The organism is Kitasatospora indigofera (assembly GCF_014655955.1).
In the GTDB taxonomy this organism is placed as follows: Bacteria; Actinomycetota; Actinomycetes; order Streptomycetales; family Streptomycetaceae; genus Kitasatospora; species Kitasatospora indigofera.
In genome coordinates, this window is record NZ_BNBO01000058.1 from 1 (window position 1) to 21,854 (window position 21,854).

The 21,854-nt window shown below is 74.2% G+C and carries 12 protein-coding genes and 1 pseudogene; 1 reads left to right on the plus strand and 12 read right to left on the minus strand.

What is annotated here, in order from left to right; genetic code table 11:
* Positions 1-164 precede the first annotated feature (164 nt).
* The 5 genes and pseudogenes from cimA to IE329_RS32865 all read right to left on the minus strand — a co-directional run bounded on the left by cimA (position 165) and on the right by IE329_RS32865 (position 5,499).
* Positions 165-1,790, minus strand: coding sequence for a citramalate synthase (gene cimA / locus IE329_RS32845; protein WP_190214688.1), 1,626 nt, complete (start codon positions 1,788-1,790; stop codon positions 165-167).
* Positions 1,791-2,247: 457 nt separating this feature from the next.
* Positions 2,248-2,406: pseudogene (locus IE329_RS41910) on the minus strand (Uma2 family endonuclease); the annotation flags it as partial.
* A 137-nt stretch (positions 2,407-2,543) separates the two neighbouring features.
* Entirely contained in the window at positions 2,544-3,656 is a 1,113-nt protein-coding gene (locus tag IE329_RS32855; RefSeq protein ID WP_190214690.1) for a branched-chain amino acid aminotransferase, read from the minus strand.
* A gap of 153 nt (positions 3,657-3,809) precedes the next feature.
* A complete protein-coding gene (locus tag IE329_RS32860) occupies positions 3,810-4,847 on the minus strand; it encodes a 3-isopropylmalate dehydrogenase (protein ID WP_190214691.1) in 1,038 nt (345 codons plus the stop codon).
* An 88-nt stretch (positions 4,848-4,935) separates the two neighbouring features.
* Complete coding sequence (locus IE329_RS32865; RefSeq protein ID WP_190214692.1) at positions 4,936-5,499, minus strand: Uma2 family endonuclease; 564 nt, start codon at positions 5,497-5,499, stop codon at positions 4,936-4,938.
* A 164-nt stretch (positions 5,500-5,663) separates the two neighbouring features.
* Between IE329_RS32865 and IE329_RS32870 the strand changes: the two genes are divergently transcribed.
* The gene (locus tag IE329_RS32870) at positions 5,664-8,282 is read left to right on the plus strand and encodes a YfhO family protein (protein WP_190214693.1); all 2,619 of its coding nucleotides are present in this window, start codon (positions 5,664-5,666) and stop codon (positions 8,280-8,282) included.
* Between the two features lie 104 nt (positions 8,283-8,386).
* Here IE329_RS32870 and IE329_RS32875 read toward each other — a convergent pair whose 3' ends face one another.
* The 7 genes from IE329_RS32875 to IE329_RS32905 all read right to left on the minus strand — a co-directional run bounded on the left by IE329_RS32875 (position 8,387) and on the right by IE329_RS32905 (position 21,315).
* Positions 8,387-11,779: a S8 family peptidase gene (locus IE329_RS32875; RefSeq protein WP_190214694.1), complete on the minus strand. Its 3,393-nt coding sequence runs from the start codon at positions 11,777-11,779 to the stop codon at positions 8,387-8,389.
* A gap of 203 nt (positions 11,780-11,982) precedes the next feature.
* Positions 11,983-12,156, minus strand: a complete 174-nt coding sequence (locus IE329_RS32880; RefSeq protein WP_190214695.1) for a hypothetical protein — start codon at positions 12,154-12,156, stop codon at positions 11,983-11,985.
* Between the two features lie 415 nt (positions 12,157-12,571).
* Complete coding sequence (gene serA / locus IE329_RS32885) at positions 12,572-14,158, minus strand: phosphoglycerate dehydrogenase (RefSeq protein WP_190214719.1); 1,587 nt, start codon at positions 14,156-14,158, stop codon at positions 12,572-12,574.
* A 302-nt stretch (positions 14,159-14,460) separates the two neighbouring features.
* Positions 14,461-15,459 (minus strand): ketol-acid reductoisomerase, encoded by a 999-nt coding sequence (gene ilvC / locus IE329_RS32890; protein WP_190214696.1) that lies wholly within the window; start codon positions 15,457-15,459, stop codon positions 14,461-14,463.
* Positions 15,460-15,588: 129 nt separating this feature from the next.
* Positions 15,589-16,113, minus strand: coding sequence for an acetolactate synthase small subunit (gene ilvN / locus IE329_RS32895; protein WP_073926044.1), 525 nt, complete (start codon positions 16,111-16,113; stop codon positions 15,589-15,591).
* Positions 16,114-16,146: 33 nt separating this feature from the next.
* Complete coding sequence (locus IE329_RS32900; RefSeq protein WP_190214697.1) at positions 16,147-18,000, minus strand: acetolactate synthase large subunit; 1,854 nt, start codon at positions 17,998-18,000, stop codon at positions 16,147-16,149.
* 339 nt (positions 18,001-18,339) lie between these two features.
* Positions 18,340-21,315: a putative bifunctional diguanylate cyclase/phosphodiesterase gene (locus IE329_RS32905; protein WP_373311377.1), complete on the minus strand. Its 2,976-nt coding sequence runs from the start codon at positions 21,313-21,315 to the stop codon at positions 18,340-18,342.
* Positions 21,316-21,854: the final 539 nt, after the last annotated feature.

The window sequence follows — 21,854 nt, forward strand, 5'->3', positions numbered from 1 at the left end:
CAAGAGCGCCCTCATCACCCTCGTCGAACACGCCCTCCTCGCCCGCCTCCGCTGAGCGGCGAGCAGGGCCCGGACGCGACGCGGCCCACGGACCTGTCCGGTCCGTGGGCCACTTTCCGATCGTCCGCCGGGCGCGGGCCGCGGCCCGGCCCCGCGGGCACGGCTCACTCCTGCGGGTCGAGCCCCGCGCGGATCAGGCCGTAGGTGTAGGCGTCCTCAAGTGCCCGCCAGGAGGCGGCGATCACGTTGTCCGCGACCCCCACCGTGGACCAGGTCGTGGTGCCGTCGGTCGACTCGATCAGCACCCGGGTCTTGGAGCCGGTGCCGTGCTGGCCCTCCAGGATCCGCACCTTGTAGTCCACCAGCTCCATCTTGGCGAGCTGCGGGTAGATCCCTTCGAGCGCCGCGCGCAGGGCCCGGTCCAGCGCGTCGACCGGGCCGTTGCCCTCGCCGGTCGCGATCCGGCGCTCGCCCTTGGCCCAGAGCTTCACGGTGGCCTCGTTGCCGGCGCTCTCGCCCCCGCCGTTGCCGTTGCCGGCCTGCTGCTCGCTGATCGTCCGCCAGGACTCCAGGGTGAAGAAGCGCTCCCGGCCGCCGCGCACCTCGTCGCGCAGCAGCAGCTCGAAGGAGGCGTCCGCGGCCTCGTAGGTGTAGCCGAGGTTCTCCTGCTCCTTGACCTTGGCCACCACCCGGCCGACCAGGTCACGGTCGGCGGAGAGGTCGTAGCCCAGCTCCTTGCCCTTCAGCTCGACCGAGGCCCGGCCGGCCATGTCGGAGACCAGCATCCGCATGGTGTTGCCGACCCGCTCGGGGTCGATGTGCTGGTAGAGGTCCGGGTCCACCTTGATCGCGGAGGCGTGCAGACCGGCCTTGTGCGCGAAGGCCGAGACGCCGACGTACGGCTGGTGGGTGGAGGGCGCCAGGTTGACCACCTCGGCGATGGCGTGCGAGATCCGGGTCATCTCGGCGAGCCGGCCCTCCGGCAGCACCTTCATGCCGTACTTGATCTCCAGCGCGCCGACCACCGGGAAGAGGTTGGCGTTGCCGACCCGCTCGCCGTAGCCGTTGGCGGTGCACTGCACGTGGGTGGCGCCGGCGTCCACCGCGGCCAGCGAGTTGGCGACCGCGCAGCCGGTGTCGTCCTGGGCGTGGATGCCGAGCCGCGCCCCGGTTGTGGCCAGCACGTCGGCGACGATCTCGTGCACCCCGGCCGGCAGCATCCCGCCGTTGGTGTCGCAGAGCACCACCACGTCGGCGCCGGCCTCGTGCGCGGCGCGCACCACGGCGAGCGCGTAGTCGCGGTTGGCCTTGTAGCCGTCGAAGAAGTGCTCGCAGTCGATGAACACCCGGCGGCCCTGCGAGCGCAGGTAGGACACGCTGTCCCGGACCATCGCCAGGTTCTCGTCCAGCGTGGTGCGCAGGGCCAGCTCGACGTGCCGGTCGTGCGACTTGGCGACCAGGGTGATGACCGGCGCGCCCGAGTTGACCAGGGCGGCCAGCTGCGGGTCGTCGGCGGCGCTGCCGCCGGCCCGGCGGGTGGCGCCGAAGGCGACCAGCTGCGCGTGCTGGAGGTCCAGCTCGGCGGCGGCGCGGGCGAAGAACTCGGTGTCCCGGGGGTTGGCACCGGGCCAGCCGCCCTCGATGAACCCGACGCCGAACTCGTCCAGGTACCGGGCGATGTTCAGCTTGTCGGCCACCGTGAGGTTGATGCCCTCGCGCTGCGCGCCGTCGCGCAGGGTGGTGTCGAAGACGTGGAAGCTGTCGTTGGAATCGCTGCTGGCCTCGGTCATGGCCCTGGTCTCTCCGTTCGGGCTGGGCCCCTCCCGCCCGGAGCCGGGCGGGAGGGGAACTGCTGTTGCCGGATGTCTGGCTCCACTGTCCACCATGCCCGCGCACCACCCGGAGGACCGGACGGCCCCTGGTGGGGGCCCCGGGAGCTCCGGATCCTGTCCCGCGGGCCGGGGGTGGGGCCTGCGGGGCAAAACAAAAGACCCCTCGCGGGTGCGAGAGGTCTGCGCGCGGGTCTGACACCAGGTCGCTCCGCGAAGGGGTACTGCGGAGCGGTCACTGTGGACCGGCGCGCCTGCTGCTAATAATGAGCGCGAGCGAGGACACGTTCGCAGTCTGGCACAGCATCCAGGATGCGGCTGCGGTGTCTCGCCATCCGGGACGGACTCTTCGCCGGCTCAGTGCAGCCGGTCGGTCCGCAGGGCGAGCCCGAAGGGTTCCGGCAGCTCCAGCGGCTCCCCGACCGGGACGGGCGATCTGCCGGACGATCCGGCCGATCGCGGTCTCGTGGTCACCGTCGGGCGGTGGGGTCACGACGATCTCCCCCTCGACGAGCTCGGCCTCGAACCCCTCGGGGGTGTCCAGGCCCGGAAAGGCGTCGAGGAGGTCGTCGTCCAGGCTCTGCCAGGCCTCGGGGAACTCGTGCGACAACGCGGTCGTGACCCCTCCGTCCCGGTCCGCACGGCTCAACGAACGGAACGCTTCGAGGTCACCCGGCCGGGCGCCCCGCCGTGGCGGGGCGCCCGGCACGAGGATCAGACGATCTTGTGCAGCCAGCCGTGGGTGTCCGGCGCCTGGCCGCCCTGGACGGCGAGCAGCGCCTTGCGCAGTTCCAGGGTGATCGGGCCGGGCTCGCCGGCGCCGACCGTCCAGTCGGCGCGGGCCGACTTGACCGAGCCGACCGGGGTGATGACCGCGGCGGTGCCGCAGGCGAAGACCTCGGTCAGGGTGCCGTCGGCGTTGCCCTGCTTCCACTCGTCGGTGGAGATCCGGCGCTCCTCGACGGCGTAGCCGAGGTCGGCGGCCATCGCGAGCAGCGAGTCACGGGTGATGCCGGGGAGCAGCGCGCCGGAGAGCTCGGGGGTGACGATCTTCGCGTCCTCGCCCTCGCCGAAGACGAAGTACAGGTTCATCCCGCCCATCTCCTCGATCCACCGGTGCTCGGCGGCGTCGAGCCAGACGACCTGGTCGCAGCCCTTCTCGGCGGCCTGGGCCTGGGCGATCAGCGAGGCGGCGTAGTTGCCGGCGCACTTGGCGGTGCCGGTGCCGCCGGGGGCCGCCCGGACGTACTCCTCGGAGAGCCAGACGGAGACGGGCTTGACGCCGCCGGGGAAGTAGGCGCCGGCCGGCGAGGCGATGATCATGAAGAGGTACTCGTTCGCGGGCCGGACACCCAGGCCGACCTCGGTGGCGAACATGAACGGCCGCAGGTACAGGCTCTGCTCGGGCTCGTTCGGGACCCACGCCTGGTCCTGCTGGACGAGCAGCTCGACGGCCTCGACGAAGGCCTCGACCGGCAGCTCGGGCATCGCGAGCCGGCGGGCGGAGGCCTGGAAGCGCTCGGCGTTGGCGGTCGGACGGAAGGTGGCGATGGAGCCGTCGGCCTGGCGGTACGCCTTGAGGCCCTCGAAGATCGCCTGCCCGTAGTGCAGCGTCATGTTCGCCGGGTCGATCTCCAGCGGCGCGTAAGGCGTCAGCTGGGCGTCGTGCCAGCCCCGGCCCTCGGTCCAGCGGATGGTGACCATGTGGTCGGTGAAGACCCGGCCGAAACCGGGACTGGCCAGCCGGGCCGCCCGCTCCGCGTCGGCCAGCGGGTGGGCGGAGGGCTTGAGGTCGAACGTGATGGGCGCCTGGGTGGGCGTACTCATGGCTGTCTGTCCTTCACCGTGGGGTTGGTCCGGGCCCTGCCCGTCGGTGATTCGGACTGATCGAACACACGACGGCACGGCCCACTGTTGATGGTCGCATCTAGAGGGCCGTGCCGAACAGCTGGCATGCAGCTGGCGAGGTGCTCCGGCCCGTCAGCCGGATACTCGGGCGACGAGCGCGTCGCCGACCTGCGAGGTGGAGCGGACGCCGGCGCGCTCGGCCAGGTCGGCGGCCACGGCGGCCTCGACCTTGGCCGCCTCGGCGGTGAAGCCGAGGTGCTCCAGCAGCATGGCGACGGACAGCACGGTGGCGGTCGGGTCGGCCTTGCCCTGGCCGGCGATGTCCGGCGCCGAGCCGTGCACGGGCTCGAACATCGACGGGAAGTCGCCGGACGGGTTGATGTTGCCGCTCGCCGCCAGGCCGATGCCGCCGGTGACGGCGGCGGCCAGGTCGGTGAGGATGTCGCCGAACAGGTTGTCGGTGACGATCACGTCGAAGCGCTCGGGCTGGGTGACGAAGAAGATCGTCGCCGCGTCGACGTGCAGGTAGTCGGTGGTGACCTCGGGGAACTCCTGGCCGACCTGCTGGAAGATCCGGGTCCACAGGTGGCCGGCGTGCACCAGCACGTTGTTCTTGTGGACCAGGGTCAGCTTCTTGCGCGGGCGGGCGTCGGCACGGCGGTAGGCGTCGCGCACCACGCGCTCGATGCCGTACGCGGTGTTGAGGCTGACCTCGGTGGCCACCTCGTGCTCGGTGCCGGTGCGCAGCGTGCCGCCGTTGCCGACGTACGGGCCCTCGGTGCCCTCACGGACGACGACGAAGTCGATCTCCGGCTCGCCGGCCAGCGGCGACTTCACACCGGGGAAGAGCTTGCCCGGGCGGAGGTTGATGTGGTGGTCGAAGGCGAAGCGCAGCTTCAGCAGCAGCCCGCGCTCCAGGACGCCGGACGGGACGCTCGGGTCGCCGATGGCGCCGAGCAGGATCGCGTCGTGGCCCTTGAGCTCCTCCAGCACGCTGTCCGGGAGGGTCTCCCCGGTGCGGTGGTAGCGGCGGGCGCCGAGGTCGTACTCGGTCGCCTCCACCTTGACGTCCGCGGGGAGGGCGGCACCCAGGACCTTGAGGCCTTCGGCCACCACTTCCTGGCCGATGCCGTCACCGGGGATCACTGCGAGACGAAGGCTGCGAGACATGTAGGGGACCCTACTCCGGCGTCCACGGGCTGACACCTGATGTCCACTATCCGGACGCGCCGTGTCGCCCGCACAGGTGGGCGGCCCGTCAGCCGAGTTCGACGTCCACCGGGAACGGCCGGTCCAGCTTCAGCACCTTGTGGTGGATCCCCGCCACGCCGTACCCGCCGGTGGCCGGGTCGAGCTCGTACACATAGACCACGGGGCGGCCCTCGTCGCTCTCCACCCGCCAGAAGTGCGGGATGCCGGCGGCGGCGTACTTGCGGGGCTTGGTGTCGCGGTCCCGCTCCATGGACTCCTCCGAGACCACCTCGACGGCCAGCAGGACATCGGCGGCGAGACAGAAGGTCTGCCTCGGCCCGGTGTCCGATCGCGCGTCCACCACGAGGAGATCGGGCTCGGGCCGGTTCCGCGCATTCAGTTTCACCGTCATCTCCCGCCACACCTCCCACTCCTCGGGGGCCGCCGCCACCAGTGCGCGCTCCAGGGCGCGGATCGTCCTCATGTGGAACTTCGTCTGAGGACTCACGAACACCAGGCTCCCGTCGATCAGCTGCGTGTGCGGCGGGAGGTCCGGCAGCCGGTCGAGGTCGTCGGCGGTCCAGCCGCCGGCCGGCGGGCGGATCCAGTCGGGGTACGGTTCGGCGCTCATGATTGCTCCCACACGGCGAGTCTGGCGGGTGTTCTCAGGCTACTGGGCAGGTGCCCGGAAGAAGCCACTCCGACGAGGGAGCGCATGGCCCGGCCGCGCGCGCCCGCCACCTATGCTCGATCCGATCAGGCCTGGACATTCCTCGCAGAACGGACCACGGCGCGTTGAGCGAGACCCTCACCCCTCGCCGCCGGGAGGCCGCCGCGGCCGGGGTCGCCGCCGTGCTGGCGGCGGGCGCGTACTGCCTGGCGACGGCCGCCCGCGGGACCTACCCGCTCGGGCCGCACGCCCCCGCCGGCGCCGCCCTGGCGGACATCGCCGTCCCGTTCCACGCCCACCTGTGGGACCTGCTGCACGGCAACACCACCGGCGACCTGCTGTTCAACTGGGGCAGCGGCTACGGCACGCCGTTCCTGCCCGACCTCGCCGCCTACCTGCTCAACCCCTTCTCCTGGCTGGTCGGGCTCTTCCCCCGCTCGTCCGTCGGCACGGCCGTGTTCCTGGTCACCGTACTGAGCATCGCCGCCGCCGCCGCGCTGATGACCCACGCCCTGGGCCGGCTGCACCACGGGCCGCCCTGGCTGCGGGCGCTGCTCGCGGTCGGGTACGCGCTCTGCGCCTGGGTGCTGGACGACGGCGCGGCGAACCCGGGGTGGATGTGGGGGCCGGTGGCGCTGCCGCTGCTGCTGCTGGCGGCCGACTGGTGCCTGCACGAGCGGCGCTGGGCGGCCGGCGCCCTCTGCGTGGCGGCCGCCTGGACCGGCAGCCTGCACACCGCGGTGGCGGCCACCCTCACCGCCGGACTGGTGCTGCTGGTCCGCCTGGTGGTCACCGCCCCGCTGCTGCCGGGGTCCACGCTGCGGGCCTGGGTCCGGGTGACCGGACGGGCGGTGACCATGACGGCGGCCGGGGCGCTGGTCTCCTCGCCGGTGCTGTTCGTCGCCGTCACCGCCGCGCAGGACGCCCGGCCCGGGCCGCTCAGCGCCACCGACGGCTCCCCCGGCCTGCTCGCCCAGCTCGCCCGGCTGCTGCCCGGCGGGCAGGCCGTACCGCCGCTGCCGGACGTCGCGGTCGGGATGCTCGGGCTGCTGCTAGCGGCGAGCCTGCCGTTCAACCCCCGGGTGCGGGCCAGGGAGCGGATCGCCTGGTGCGTGCTGCCCGCACTGGCGGCGCTGATCCTGCTCCGGCGGCCCGAGGTGCTGCGCTGGCACGGCCTGGCACTGCCGGTGGCGGGCCCGTACCGGGCGGCGTTCGTGGTCAGCGGACTGCTGGTGCTGGCCGCCTGGGTCTCGCTCTCGCACCGGCCCGGGCCGCTCGCGCTGCTCGGCGGGGCCGGGCTGGTGCTGCTGCTCGCGGTGCTCGCCCACGGCCAGGACGCGCTGCGCACCCCGGACTGGCTGCGGGCGGCGGCCGGCGGCGCGGCCGCGCTGGCCGCCCTGTGGGCGCTGGAGCTGCTGCACGACCGGTCCCGGGCGAGCGGGCTGGTCACGCTGGCGCTCGCCGCCGGGGTGCTGGGCGGCGCCGTCTGGTCGGCGTACACGGCGGGCGGCCCGGCCGTGCGCGAGGTGGCCACCGCGCCGGCCGGGGCCGCCCACCGGGCGCTGCGGGCGGCCGAGGACTGGCCGGCCGGCCGCGCCGACCCCGGCCCGCACGCGTTCACCGCCAACGACCCGCTGCTGCTGGGCGGCCAGGGCGGCGGGTACGCCTCCGACCAGCTGCCGGCCGCCCTCGCACAGACCCTGCACGACCTGGGCGCGGGCTGGACCCACTCCGGCCGGCAGACCCTGAGCCCGGACGACCCGGTCGGCCGGGCGCTGTTCGGCGTCCGGACGTACCTGGTGGACGGCCCGGCCCCGGACGGTTTCACGGTGGCCCACGCGCCGGCCCCGCCACTGGTCACGGTGCGCCCGCCCGGCCCGGGCGACACCGGCTCGGTCTGGACCCGGCGGGAGACCGTGCTGGGCGGGCCGCTCTACGAGGTACCGGTGCCGGTGCCGGCCGGCGGGCCGCCCGCCGTACCCCACGGCAGCAGCGGCTGGTCGGTGCCGGCCACCCCGCCGGGCCAGGCCGGCACCGTCCTGGCGGCGAGCTGCCCGCCGGGCAGTACGGCCTACTTCCAGCCGCTCTGGTTCCACGGCACGGTGTCCGGGCTCGGCGCCACCTTCACCAGCGACGGCGAGCAACCGTACACGGCGGAGGGGGTGCGGCTGCTCGGACCGGTGCCGGCCGACGGCCGGGTGGAGGTGCTGCTGCGGACCTCCGCCGCCGGGCAGGTCCCGGCCAGGCCGCTGGGCTGCCTGCGGGCCGGCGCCCTGGAGGCGACGCTGGCGCGGCTGGCGGCGGGCGGCGGCGCGGTGGTGACGGCGGGCGGGCACAGCGTGAGCGCGGTGCTCCCGGCCGGTCCGGCGGGCACCGCCGTGCTGTCGGTGCCGGCCGTCCGGGGCTGGTCCTGCTCGGCGGGCGGCGGCCCGTACACCGCGCCGCAGTCCGTGGTCGGGCTGATCGGCGTACCGCTGAAGCCCGGGGACTCCCGGCTCACCTGCTCGTTCCGGCAGCCGGGGCTGGCGCCCGGGCTGGTGGTGGGGCTGGCCTCGGCCGGGGTGATCGCCCTGGTGGCGGCGACCCACTGGCCGCGCCGCCGGCCGGCCAGGTCGGCCCGGGCGACCCGGCGGGCCGGGGCCGCCGCGGCCGGCGGCAGGGGCGACGGCGGGAGCGACGGCGGGGGCGACGGCGGGAGCAGCGGCGGGAGCGACGGCGCGGCCAGTGGGTCGCCGCCGGCCTGAGGCGCCGCCTTCCGCCGGTGCCGGGCCCGGAGCCAGGAGCACGGGCGGAAGGGGCACCGGCGGAAGGGGCACCGGCGGAAGGGGCACCGGCGGAAGGCAGCGGCTCAGCCGAGGCCGATGATCTGCGCCCGCCGCCCGTCCGTGTTGAGGTGGTGGACCAGCAGCAGCCTGGTCCGGTCACCGGCCGCCCGGCGCACCTCCAGCACCGCGCCGGGCCGCTCGGGCGCCAGCGCGGCGGCCGGGCCGCCGATCCCGCTGCGGACGTCCAGCGCCGGGTGCAGCACGTCGAGGACGGCGGTCGGCCGGACGTCGTCCAGCCCGATCGAGGAGTACGCCTGCGCCGGGTCGGGCAGTCCGGGCGCGGCGAGGCCGGTCCAGAGCCCGTAGTGGATCTGCGAGGCGCCCTCGCGGAGTCCGGGCAGCACCGACAGCCGGACCGGCAGCACGACGGTGTCGCTGTCCAGCAGGTCGGTGTCGGTGTCGCCCCAGCGGGCGTTCAGCGGCTGGACGTCCAGCTCCTTGCCGGTCCGCGCGTCGAGCGCCCGGGCCACCAGGACGTCGCTGCCGCGCAGCCGGTCGGCGGAGACCAGGACGTCGGTGGTGCCGTCCCCGTCGGCGTCGATCGAGGCCCGGACGGCGTGCACGCCGACCGGGGTGACGGCGGGCGCCCAGAAGTTCGCGGCCAGGTAGAGCATGCCCTGGCCGAGCTGCTCGGCCGGGCCGGCCGCCACGGCCGGCGCGTCGGTGGCGGCGCCGGCCGCCCGCAGGTCGGCCGACCGGTCGCCCGGGCGGTCGACGCAGATCCCGTCGGCCGGGCAGTCCGGCCAGCGCTCGCCCTCGCCGGCCAGGGCGAAGGCGCTGACCAGGCCGCCGGTGGCGGCGGGTGCGGCGGTGCCGCCCAGGGTCAGCAGGGTGCCGGTCCGCGGCAGCCGGGCCTGGACCTCGGCGCTGAGGCCGGAGGCGGCCCGGGGCGCGGCGAACAGCGGCACCCGCAGCTCCGGCGGGCCGTCCGGGCCGGCCCCGGGCGCGTCGTCGGGGGTGAGCAGCAGCAGGCCGGAGAGTTCGCCCCGGTAGCTGCGGGCGTGCCCGGCCTGGGCGGTGTCGACGGTCGGGTCCGGGACCCGGCCCAGCTGCCCGGGGACGCGGAGGGTGACGGTGACCCGGGCGGTGCCGCCCGCCGGGACGGTGATCCGCCCGGGCGCCAGGCCGAAGGAGGCACCGGGCAGTTCGGTGGCGGCCCGGTAGCCGGTCCGGTAGGCCAGCGGCGCGGCGGAGACGTTGCGGACCTCGACCTCGCGGGTCAGCTCCAGCGGGCCGCCGACCGGCACCGGGCCGAAGGAGACCCCGACCGCGCCCTCGACGGCGCCCTCCCCCGCCGCGTAGGCGACGGCGGGCGTGCGGACGGCCAGGTCGACCCGGGCCCGCCCGGCGCCGGTGCGCTCCGGCCCGTACACCGGGCCGCTGTGCTCGTCGCCGGACCAGGTGTCGGTCGCGGTGTTCATCAGCGCGGCCTTGACCTGCTCGACGGTCAGGCCGGGGTGCGCCGAGCGGACCAGCGCGGCGAGGCCCGCCACGTGCGGGGCCGCCATCGAGGTGCCGCCCTCGCGCATGCCGCCGGAGCCGCTGCCGGCCTTCGCCGACCAGATGGTCTCGCCGGGCGCCGCCACGTCGGGCTTCACCACCCCGGGGACGCCGATGCCGCGCGAGGTGAAGTCGGTGAGGGTGTCGGTGCGCTGCGGCTGCTCCTGGCCGACCACGCCGTGCAGGGTGTTGCCGGGGGTGGCGAGCTGGACGGTGACGGGGCCCTCGGCGGTGGCGGCGCGCAGCCGCTCGCCGTCGGCGCGGGCGAGCAGCACGGCCGGGATCCGGTCGTTCCCGGCGATCTCGGCGAGGTGGTCGTCGACGGCGGCGAACAGCGTGCCGATGGCGCCCGCGTCGGCCGCGTGGTCGGCCCGCGGGCCGGAGCCGCAGGCCCGCTCGGAGTCCTTGGTCTGCCAGCTGAGCACCGCGATCCGCCCGGCCAGCCGGGCCCGGTCGGTCTCGTCGAAGGCGGTGCAGCCGTCCGACTGGTCGACGGGCAGGGCGAGTTCGCCGCTGACCTCCTTGGCCGCCCAGTCCTGGTAGCGGGAGCTCCAGTGCGCCGGGACGACGCCGGCCAGGCGGTCGGGGGCGAGCACCCGCAGGCCGTCCGCGTCGCTGTGCGGGTCGACCGAGGCGGCCACGGTGAGGGCGCGGGGGGCGGTGCCGGGGCTGCCGCCGATGCCGTAGACGTCGCCCTCGTTGCCGGCCGAGGCGACCACCACGGTGCCGAGCGCGGAGAGGCGGTCGGCGGCGATCGAGTCGGCGTCGTCGGTGTTGCCGAAGCGGCTGCCGAGCGAGAGGTTGACCACGTCCAGGCGGTCGGTGAGGTCGCCGTCGCCGTCCGGGTCGGCGGCCAGGTCGAGGGCCTGGGTGAGCTGGTCGGTGGAGCCGTCGCAGCCGAACACCCGGATCGCGTACAGCTCGGCGCCGGGGGCGGCGCCCGGGCCGACCCGGAAGCCGGCCGGGTCCAGGCCGGGGCGGTAGGGGCCGGTGTAGGTGCGGCCGTCGGCGCTCACGCCGAGGCCGGCCGCGGTGCCGGCCACATGGGTGCCGTGGCCGTTGAGGGCGCAGTCGATCGGGTTGTCGTCCGGGTGCGGCTGCGGCTGGAACGTCGGCGAGGAGGGGTCGGGGTCGTAGTCGTCGCCGACCAGGTCCTTGCCGCCGGTGACCTTGTGGTTGGGGAAGAGTCCGGCGGGGGCCGGCGCGGCGCCGTCCACGGCCCGGAACGCCTCCTCGGTGCCGGGGCCGCCGAAGTCGGCGTGGGTGTAGTCGATGCCGCTGTCGATGATGCCGATCCGCACGCCCTGGCCGGTGTCGGGACGGTCGGCGTCGCCGGAGCCGCCGGGCACGCCGGCCCAGACCGACGGCGCGCCGGTGAGCGGGACGGAGTGGGCGTTGACGCGCTCCTTGCGGGCGACGGGGTGGGCGGCCCGGACACCGGGCAGCGCGCGCAGGGCGGGCAGCCGGCCGGCCGGCGCGGTGACGGCCAGGCCGGTGAGCAGGGCCTCGGTGCGGTAGAGCTCGCGGGCCTCGGGGACGGCGGCGCGGACGTCGGCGGCCAGCCGGTCCAGGGCCCGGACGGCCTCGCGGCGCTGGCCCGCCCCGGCCCGGGCGGCCTCCTGGCGGACCGCCTCCGGGGAGCGCAGGGCGCGCCTGGCCCCGGCGGCGGCGCGCTGCCAGGCGGGGGCGGCGGCTTCGGTGCCGAGTTCCAGCAGGACGGTGACCTGCCCGGCGGACGGCTGCCCGGCGGCCCGGGCCGGCGCGCTGCCGGTGGGTGCGCCGACGGGCGCGCCGCCGGCGGACACGGTGCCGGCCAGGGCCGCCGGGTGGGCGCCGAGGGCGGCCACCGGCCCCGCCATCAGGGCCAGGGCGACGCCCAGTCTGCTGAGCGGGCGGCGGACGGATTGCTTGAGCACTGGGCCCTCTCCCCCGGCGGGGGTCTGATCCGCACGCGTGCCGCTGACGTCCGCCCCGTGCGGACGTCGATCTCCCCTCCGGAGGCCTCAAATTACGATCATCGCGCCGGGGAGTGCGAGCAACCTCCCTCGTACGGGGGTCACTTGCACTCTCCGGAGTGACAAGGCGTCAGGCCATCCGGGTGAGCGGGAGCGGGCCGGGGCTACCCCAGGTGGCCGGTCTCGCCGCCGTTGTCGCGGCGGTCGAGGGCCCGCTGCAGGGCGGCGGCGACCTGGGGGTCGGGCTCGACCCGGCGCCGGCGGCGGGTGGCCGGGCGGGTGGGCGCCTGGGCGGCGCGGTGGTCACGGTGGGTGAGCAGGTCTGCGGTGGGGGGCATACCGGACTCCTCGGTTCAGTGCACGTGGAAGTGCTGAGGGTGGGGAGGGTTGGTACGCCGAGCAGGGGTCGCCTGCCGTAGCGCGTACGGCACACACGGGCCCACGCGCCCTGACCGGAAGGTAGGAGCCAGGGGTGGCTGACCGTATGGCTCTTTCACGGTACGACGCCCCACCCGTCGCTGTCTGCACAACTACTTGGATTTCCTACTATCTGAGACGGCACTCGCCCCGGCCGGGGGTACGGCCCCGGACCGGCCGGGCCGCCCGGCCCGGGCGCGGCCCGGGTACGGGCGGGCGACGGCCCCCGAGCGGGCCCGCGGACGGCCCGCGGACGGCCCGGGAACGGCCGCGGCCCTCCCGTCACGAGGACGGGAGGGCCGCGGCGAGCCGCCGGCCGGAGGGCCGGCGCCGGGGTCAGCGCAGGTCGACCGAGCGGGCGAACTTGGCGCCGATCTCGGCCGCGATCGCCGACAGGACCTCCTGCGGGATCTGGCTGTCGACGGTGATCGAGGCGAGCGCGCCCTCACCGTCACGGGCGACCTGCATGCCCGCGATGTTGATGCCCGCGTCACCGAGGTGGCGGCCGAGGATGCCGACCACGCCGGGGCGGTCCTCGTACTTGAAGAAGGCCATGTGGTCGGTGAGCGCCACGTCCACGTCGAAGGCGTCCACGCCGACGATCTTCTGGATCTGCTTCGGGCCGGACAGCGTGCCCGAGATGGCGATCTCGCCGCCGCCGGAGAGCGTGCCGCGCACGGTGATGACGTTGCGGTGCTCGGGGCTCTCGCTGCTGGTCGTCAGGCGGACCTCGACGCCGCGCTCCTGCGCGAACAGCGGGGCGTTGACGTAGCTGACCGTCTCGGCCACGACGTCCTCGAACACGCCCTTGAGCGCGGAGAGTTCGAGCACCTTGACGTCGTGCTGGGTGATCTCGCCGCGGACCTCGACGTCCAGCCGGACGGCGACCTCGCCGGCCAGCGCGGTGAAGATCCGGCCGAGCTTCTCGGCGAGCGGCAGGCCCGGGCGCACGTCCTCGGCGATCACGCCGCCCTGGACGTTGACCGCGTCCGGCACCAGCTCGCCGGCCAGCGCCAGGCGGACCGACTTGGCCACCGCGATGCCGGCCTTCTCCTGCGCCTCGTCGGTGGAGGCGCCCAGGTGCGGGGTGGCGACCACGTTGTCGAAGGCGAAGAGCGGGGAGTCGGTGCAGGGCTCCTTGGCGTACACGTCCAGGCCGGCGCCGGCCACCCGGCCGTCGCGCAGGGCGCTGGCGAGCGCGGCCTCGTCCACGATGCCGCCGCGGGCCGCGTTGACGATGCGCACGGTCGGCTTGACCTTGTGCAGCGCCTCGTCGCCGATCAGGCCGATGGTCTCGGGGGTCTTCGGGAGGTGGACGGTGATGAAGTCCGACACCTCCAGCAGCTCCTCCAGGGTCAGCAGCTTGACGCCCATCTGGGCCGCGCGGGCGGCCTGGATGTAGGGGTCGTACGCGACGATCTTCATGCCGAAGGCGGACATCCGCTGGGCGACCAGCACGCCGATCCGGCCGAGGCCGACGACGCCGAGCACCTTCTCGGAGAGCTCGACGCCGGTGTACTTGTTGCGCTTCCACTCGCCCTGCTTGAGAGCGGCGTTGGCGGGCGCGATGTGCCGGGCGCTGGCGATCAGCAGGCCGCAGGCCAGCTCGGCCGCGGTCACGATGTTGGAGGTCGGCGCGTTGACGACCATCACGCCGGCCTTGGTGGCGGCGGAGACGTCGACGTTGTCGAGGCCGACGCCGGCCCGGGCGACCACCTTCAGCTTCTTCGCCGCGGCGAGCGCCTCGGCGTCCACCTTGGTGGCGCTGCGGATCAGGATCGCGTCCACGTCGGCGATGGCGGTCAGCAGCTCGGTACGGTCCGCACCGTTGCAGTGGCGGATCTCGAAGTCCGGACCGAGGGCGTCAACGGTGGCGGGCGACAGCTCTTCGGCGATCAGTACGACGGCGTTTTTGGAAGTCACAGTGCTCACGACAGTGTGTCCTTAACTGTCCGGTTCTCCCCGGTCCATGGCACGAAGGTGGCGTGACCAGCGGGGGAAGGTGGCATGCCGCGTAGATAGACGCACGACGCTGTGGGCCTGACGCGCACTCGGAAGTGTATCGACGGGCGGGGGGCCGGGCTGCGCCCGTACGGCGAAATCACCCGCACGGGATCAACCAGATGTACAGACGGGGCAGGCCTGGCCCAGGCCTGCCCCGGCGCAGCTGTGCGTCGCGCCCGGCGCGCGCCCCCGTGGGGTGTGCGCCGGGCGCGACAGGAGGCTTACGCCTCTTCCTTGACCCAGCTCATGAGCTTGCGGAGCTTCTTGCCGGTGGTCTCCAGCAGGTGCTCGGAGTCGGCGTTCTTGTACTCGTTGTACTTCGGCAGGCCGGCCTTGTACTCGGCGATCCAGGTGTTGGCGAAGGTGCCGTCCTGGATCTCGGCGAGGACCTTCTTCATCTCGGCCTTGGTGTCGGCGGTGATGATGCGCGGGCCGGTGACGTAGTCGCCCCACTCGGCGGTCTCCGAGATGGACCAGCGCATCTTCTCCAGGCCGCCCTCGTACATGAGGTCGACGATGAGCTTCAGCTCGTGCAGGCACTCGAAGTAGGCGATCTCCGGCTGGTAGCCGGCCTCGACCAGGGTCTCGAAACCGGCCTTGACCAGGGCGGCGGTGCCACCGCAGAGGACGGCCTGCTCACCGAACAGGTCGGTCTCGGTCTCCTCGGTGAAGGTGGTCTTGATGACGCCGGCCTTGGTGGCGCCGATGCCCTTGGCGTACGAGAGCGCCAGGTCGAAGGCCTTGCCGGTGGCGTCCTGCTCGACGGCGACGATCGCGGGGACGCCGCGGCCCTCGACGTACTGGCGGCGGACCAGGTGGCCCGGGCCCTTCGGGGCGACCATGCAGACGTCGACGTCGGCCGGCGGGGTGATGAAGCCGAAGCGGATGTTGAGGCCGTGGCCGAAGAAGAGGGCGTCGCCCGCCTTCAGGTTCGGCTCGATGGCCTCCTTGTACACGTCGCCCTGGATGGGGTCCGGCACCAGGATCATGATGACGTCGGCCTCGGCCGCCGCCTCGGACGGCGACACGACGCGCAGGCCGGCCTCCTCCGCCTTGGCGCGGGACTTCGAGCCCTCCAGGAGGCCGACACGGACGTCCACGCCCGAGTCGCGCAGCGACAGCGCGTGGGCGTGGCCCTGGCTGCCGTAGCCGATGACCGCGACCTTGCGGCCCTGGATGATGGACAGGTCGGCGTCGTCTTCGTAGAACAGCTCGGCCACGGGGGCACATCTCCTTGCGTGATGGTGATGCCGGGTGGTGCGGTACCCACGGTACGTGGACCCGGCGGGGGTGTGGGGCGTTGCTTCAGGTGGTGAGACGGGTCGCGTCGCCGGGGCGACCGCCCGTCACTACGCGCTGCGGTCGAGGGCGCGCAGCGAGCGGTCGGTGATCGAACGGGCGCCGCGCCCGATGGCCACCAGGCCGGACTGCACGAGCTCCTTGATGCCGAAGGGCTCCAGCATCCGGAGCATCGCCTCCAGCTTGTCGGAGCTGCCGGTGGCCTCGATGGTCACCGCATCGGGTGACACGTCGACCGTCTTGGCGCGGAACAGCTGGACGATCTCGACGATCTGCGACCGGGTGTCGTTGTCGGCGCGGACCTTCACCAGGACCAGTTCCCGCTGGATCGCAGCGGCCTGGTCGAGTTCGACGATCTTTATCACGTTGACCAGCTTGTTGAGCTGCTTGGTGACCTGCTCCAGCGGGAGGTCCTCGACGTTGACCACGATGGTCATCCGGGAGATGTCCGGGTGCTCGGTCGGGCCGACCGCGAGGGAGTCGATGTTGAATCCCCGACGGGAGAACAGGGCGGCGATGCGGGCGAGCACGCCGGGCTTGTTCTCGACCAGGACGGAGAGGGTGTGCTTGGACATTTCGTAGCTCTCTCTGGTTCTGGTGGTCGGGGGTCAGTCGAGGTCGTCGCCGAAGTCCGGGCGCACGTCCCGGGCGGCGAGGATCTCGTCGTTGCTGGTGCCGGCCGCGACCATCGGCCAGACCATGGCGTCCTGGTGCACGATGAAGTCGATCACGACCGGGCGGTCGTTGATCTCCATCGCCTGCTTGATCACCGCGTCCAGGTCCTCCGGGCGCTCGCAGCGCAGGCCGACGCAGCCCATCGCCTCGGAGAGCAGCACGAAGTCCGGGATCCGGGTGCCCTGGGCCGGTGCGGCGATGCCGTCGTGCTCCGGGCCCGCGTGCAGGACGGTGTTGGAGTAGCGCTGGTTGTAGAAGAGGGTCTGCCACTGGCGGACCATGCCCAGCGAGCCGTTGTTGATGACGGCGACCTTGATCGGGATGTTGTTCAGCGCGCAGGTGACCAGCTCCTGGTTGGTCATCTGGAAGCAGCCGTCGCCGTCGATGGCCCAGACCGTGGCCTCGGGCCGGCCGGCCTTGGCGCCCATCGCGGCCGGGACCGCGTACCCCATGGTGCCCGCGCCGCCGGAGTTCAGCCAGGTGGCCGGCTTCTCGTAGCTGATGAACTGCGAGGCCCACATCTGGTGCTGCCCGACGCCCGCCGCGTAGATCGCGTCGGAGCCGACCAGCTGCCCGATCCGCTCGATGACCTGCTGCGGGGCGAGCCCGCCGGCCGGAGCGGGCTCGTAGCCCAGCGGGTAGGTGGTCTTCCACTCGTTGAGCTTGACCCACCAGTCGGTGTAGTCGGCCTTGTGGCCGGCGTCGAACTCGGCCTGGACGGCGACGATGAGGTCGGCCAGCACCTCGCGGGCGTCGCCGACGATCGGCACGTCCGCCGGGCGGTTCTTGCCGATCTCGGCCGGGTCGATGTCGGCGTGGACGACCTTGGCGTACGGCGCGAAGCTGTCCAGCTTGCCGGTGACCCGGTCGTCGAAGCGGGCGCCGAGGGTGAAGAGCAGGTCCGACTTCTGCAGCGCGGTGACGGCCGGGACGCTGCCGTGCATGCCGGGCATGCCCAGGTGCTGCGGGTGGCTGTCGGGGAACGCGCCCAGCGCCATCAGGGTGGTGACGACCGGGGCGCCGGTCAGTTCGGCGAGGATCCGCAGCTCGGCCGTGGCGTTCGCCTTGAGCACGCCGCCGCCGACGTACAGCACCGGCTTCTTCGCGCCCACCAGCATCTTCGCGGCCTCGCGGATCTGCTTGGCGTGCGGCTTGGTCACCGGGCGGTAGCCGGGCAGCGAGGTCTCCACCGGCCAGCGGAAGGTGGTGGTGGCCTGCAGCGCGTCCTTGGCGATGTCGACCAGGACCGGGCCGGGGCGGCCGGTGGCGGCGATGTGGAAGGCCTCGGCGATCACCCGGGGGATCTCGGCCGGGTCGGTCACCAGGAAGTTGTGCTTGGTGATCGGCATCGTGATGCCGCAGATGTCCGCCTCCTGGAAGGCGTCGGTGCCGATCGCCTTGGAGGCGACCTGGCCGGTGATCGCGACCAGCGGGACGGAGTCCATGTAGGCGTCGGCGATCGGGGTGACCAGGTTGGTCGCGCCGGGGCCCGAGGTCGCCATGCAGACGCCGACCCGGCCGGTGGCCTGCGCGTAGCCGGTGGCGGCGTGCCCGGCGCCCTGCTCGTGGCGGACCAGGATGTGACGGACCTTCTGCGAGTCCATCAGCGGGTCGTACGCCGGAAGGATGGCCCCGCCCGGGATCCCGAAGACGGTGTCCGCGCCCACGGCCTCCAGCGAGCGGATGAGCGACTGCGCGCCGGTCATGGTCTCGACGACGTGCTGGGGACCCGGCGCGTGGGCGGCCGGGGTGTCCCCACGGCGGGGGGATGCGGCGTGCTCAGTCATCTGCCTGTCTCTTCTCGGGTTCTGCCGGCCCCGGTGGTGTGCCCTCCCAGAGGAGAGGGATGCCTGGGTGGGCCGGTCGCCGGCTCTGCCTCAATCGTCCGCCTCTTCCCGTCGGAACGGGAGGTGCGGACCTCATGGTCAGTGGTCTTGCGGTGTTCCAACAGCTGTGCTGCACCAGGTGTCCGTGCAACAAAAAACCCCTCGTGCCCAGGGCATGCGAGGGGTGGCGCGTCGGTCTGTCACGAGCGGGGCGTATCAGCCCGCTCAGCCGACGCGCCCGCCAAGTACGAGAATTCGGGTGCGCATGGCAACGACCTTCCTCCCGGGCGGTGTCGAGTGTCAAGCGGGTGGGACGGCGGTCTCACCATGCGGACCATGTCCCGGACCGCCCACCGAGCGGCGTTCCGGCAGGTCGGAGGCCACATGGTGATGTACGACACGCCCCGGCCCGGACTCCGTCCGGCCACCCGAACGGGCCTCTGCGGCGAGGTAGGCCCGGCGGGCCGACAGTGCCCCCATCGGTCTGGGCAGCGGGTAGACCCGCCGCCCCAGCGCCCGGCGCAGCCGCTGCTCGTCCATCGGCTGCGCGAAGGCCGTGCCCTGCCCCTGCCGGCAGCCCAGCTCCTGCAGCACCACCACCTGGCGCGGCAGGTCCACCCCCTCGGCGGCGGTGACCAGGCCGAGGTCCCGGCCGAGCCGCAGGGCGTGGCCGGCCAGCGCCCGGCTGAGCGCCGAGTCGGCGAGGTCCTGGACCAGCGTCCGGTCCAGCTTCAGCGAGTCGAACGGGAGCCGGGCGAAGGCACCCAGCGAGCCGCCGCCGGCGCCGAAGCCCGCGATCGCGGTGGACACGCCGAGCCGGCGCAGCGCGGTCAGCCGCCGGCCCAGCTCGTCCGCCGTCGCGTCCGGGCCGGTCCTGGCCACCTCGATGACCAGCTGCGCGGCCGGCAGGCCGGTGTCCCGCAGCGCCGACGCGATGGTCTCGTACATCCCCGGGGCGCAGATCCGCTCGGCGGAGAGCCGCACCGACACCGGGACGGCCGCCCCCCGGGGGCGCGCCTGGGCGGCCCCGCGCAGGGCGGCGGCCGCCACCACCTCCTGGACCAGCCAGCGGGAGAACCGGGTGGCGCCGTCGCCCTGCTCGGCGCTGCGCAGGAACTCGGCCGGGGTGAGCAGCAGGCCCTGCGCCGAACGCCAGCGGGCCTGCGCCTCGACCGCGGCGACCGCGCCGGTGGTGAGGTCCACCACCGGCTGGTGGAGCAGGGTGAAGCCGCCCTCCCGGACGGCGACCCGCAGCCGCTCCTCCAGCTCGCTGCGGCGCTCCAGGTCGGCCCGCATGCCCGGGGAGTACAGCACCACCCGGCCCTTGCCCTCGGACTTGGCCCGGTACATCGCCAGGTCGGCGTTGCGCATCAGCTCGTCGGTGGCGGCCTTCGGGTCCGCGACGGCGGCCCGGGACGGCGCCGCGAAGGCGATCCCGATGCTGGCCGCGACGCCCAGTTCGGCGCCGCCGATCCAGTAGGGCTCGGAGAGCGCCGAGCGCAGCCGCTCGGCCAGCTCCTGCACCTGGACCCGGCCCAGCCGCCCGCAGACCAGGGCGGCGAACTCGTCCCCGCCGAAGCGGGCCACCGTGTCGCCGGAGCGCACCACGCTCTGCAGCCGCCGGGCGGCCTGCACCAGGAGTTCGTCGCCGACCTGGTGGCCGGCGGTGTCGTTGACCGCCTTGAAGCCGTCCAGGTCGAGGAAGAGCACCGCGACGGCGGCGCCGTCCTGCGGCCGCTCCCCGCGCGGCCGGCCCTCCGCCCGCTCGCCCCCCGCCCGCTCGCCGAGCGCGGCCCGCACCCGCTGGGCGAACAGGGCCCGGTTGGGCAGGTCGGTGAGCGGGTCGTGGAAGGCGTTGTGCTGCAGCTGGGCCTGGAGTATCACCCGCTCGGTGACGTCCCTGCTGTTCAGGATCAGGCCCTCGCGGTAGCGGTTGACGGTGGACTCCACGTGCAGCCACTCGCCGCTGCCCGAGCGGATCCGGCACTCGACCCGGGCCGAGGGCTCGGGGGAGCCGGGGGTGCGGTGGGCCGTGTGCTGGCACTTCACCAGCAGCCGGCGGACCTCCAGCAGGACCCGGTCCACGTCGTCGGGGTGCACCAGGTTGAGCAGGTTCCCGCCGACCAGCTCGGCCGGGTCGCGGTTGTAGACCCGCAGCGCCGCCGGGCTGACGTAGGAGAGCACGCCGTTCGCCCCGGCGATCATGATGACGTCGCTGGAGCCCTGCACCAGGGAGCGGAAGTGCGCCTCCTTCTGGGCGAGTTCCTGCGCCAGCGAGAGGTTGTCCAGCAGCATCACGCCCTGACGCAGGATCAGCGCCAGCCCGACGGTGCAGGCCGCCGAGGCGACCACCCGGTCCAGCGCGTGGCCGCCGAGGGCGTTGTACAGGATGCCCGCCGTGCAGACCGCCGCGGCGACGTACGGGGTGAGCGCGCTGAAGGTGGTCGAGACCCGGCGCAGCGGGGCGCCGGCCGCCGACGGGTGCTCGCGGCTCGGCCGGCGCCGGCGCGGCGACCACGGGGCCCAGGCCAGCAGCAGGCTGCCGGCGAACCAGCCGGCGTCCAGGAGCTCGCCGGAGTGGTAGCTGCTGCGCAGCTCGGGCGAGGTGAACAGGGCGTCGCAGACCACGGTGAGGGCCAGGCCGACCATCGCGGTGTGCACGGCCGCCCGGTTGCCGTCCCGGCTGCGGAACCGCAGCCCGACCACCAGGCTGACCAGCAGGATGTCCAGCACCGGGTAGGCCAGGCCGAGGGCGAGGCGCAGCGGGTCGCCGGTCTCGCCCTCGGCGGTGCGTCCGAGCGCCAGGCTCCAGCTGAGCGTGAACAGCGAGCCGGCCACCAGCCAGCCGTCCAGCACCAGGTAGATCCAGCCGGCGGCGGTGCGGGGGCGCTGGGCGAGCACCAGCAGGCCGGTGATGGCGAGCGGGGCGAAGAGCAGGAAGGCGTACTCGGCGAGCGAGTCCTCGGGGAGGGTGGTGCCCAGCACCACCTCGTACCAGCCCCAGGTGCCGTTCCCGAAGGCCACCATGGCGGAGGAGAGGCCGAACAGCAGCCAGGCCTGCCGCAGGTGGCCGCCGACGGTGCAGCCGTGCACCAGGCAGGAGAGGGTGGCGGCGAGGGCGGCGGCGGCGAGGCCGAAGTCGCCCATGAAGAGGGCGAGTCCGGGCGAGCCCCAGCCGACGGCGGCGCCCAGGGCGTACGCCAGGCAGAGTGCCACCAGCAGGGCACCGGGCAGCCGCGGGTGGCGGAGCAGGCCGGAGAGCAGGCCGCGGAGCAGGGCCCGGTGGGGCTCGGCGGCCGGGCGCGGCCCGGGGATGTGGCCGGCCGGCGGGTACGTGCCGGGCTGCTCGGCCGGACGCTGGGCCGGCTGCGCTGCCGGGTGCTCGCCCGGATGCTCGGCCGGACAGGCGTCAGGACCGGCGGTGGCGGGGGGAGGGCCGTCCTCGGGGGCGTCGGAGCCGGCCGGCCCGGGCAGCACCGCATCGGTGGAGCTCACTGGACATCTCCCCCTCCGGCCCGGGGCCTGGCGGCACCCGGGCGTGGGCCGCGCCGCCGACCGGTGTGGCCATGGACCACCCGCCGCGCACAGTGACCTGGTACCCCGTCAGGGCGGTGGCCCAGGGTGCCGGCGGCCCTGGGACCGCCGCGCCGCACCGATGTTCCCACCCGGGACACTACACCACTTCCGTCACTCAATGACACGCACACTCCACTTAGAGTAATGGTCAAAGCGTGGGGAAACAGGCCTACTCCGGGCGGATCCACCCCATTCGGCGGCGGCGCCCGCCCGGGGGCTCACGCGGCGCGCACGGGAGC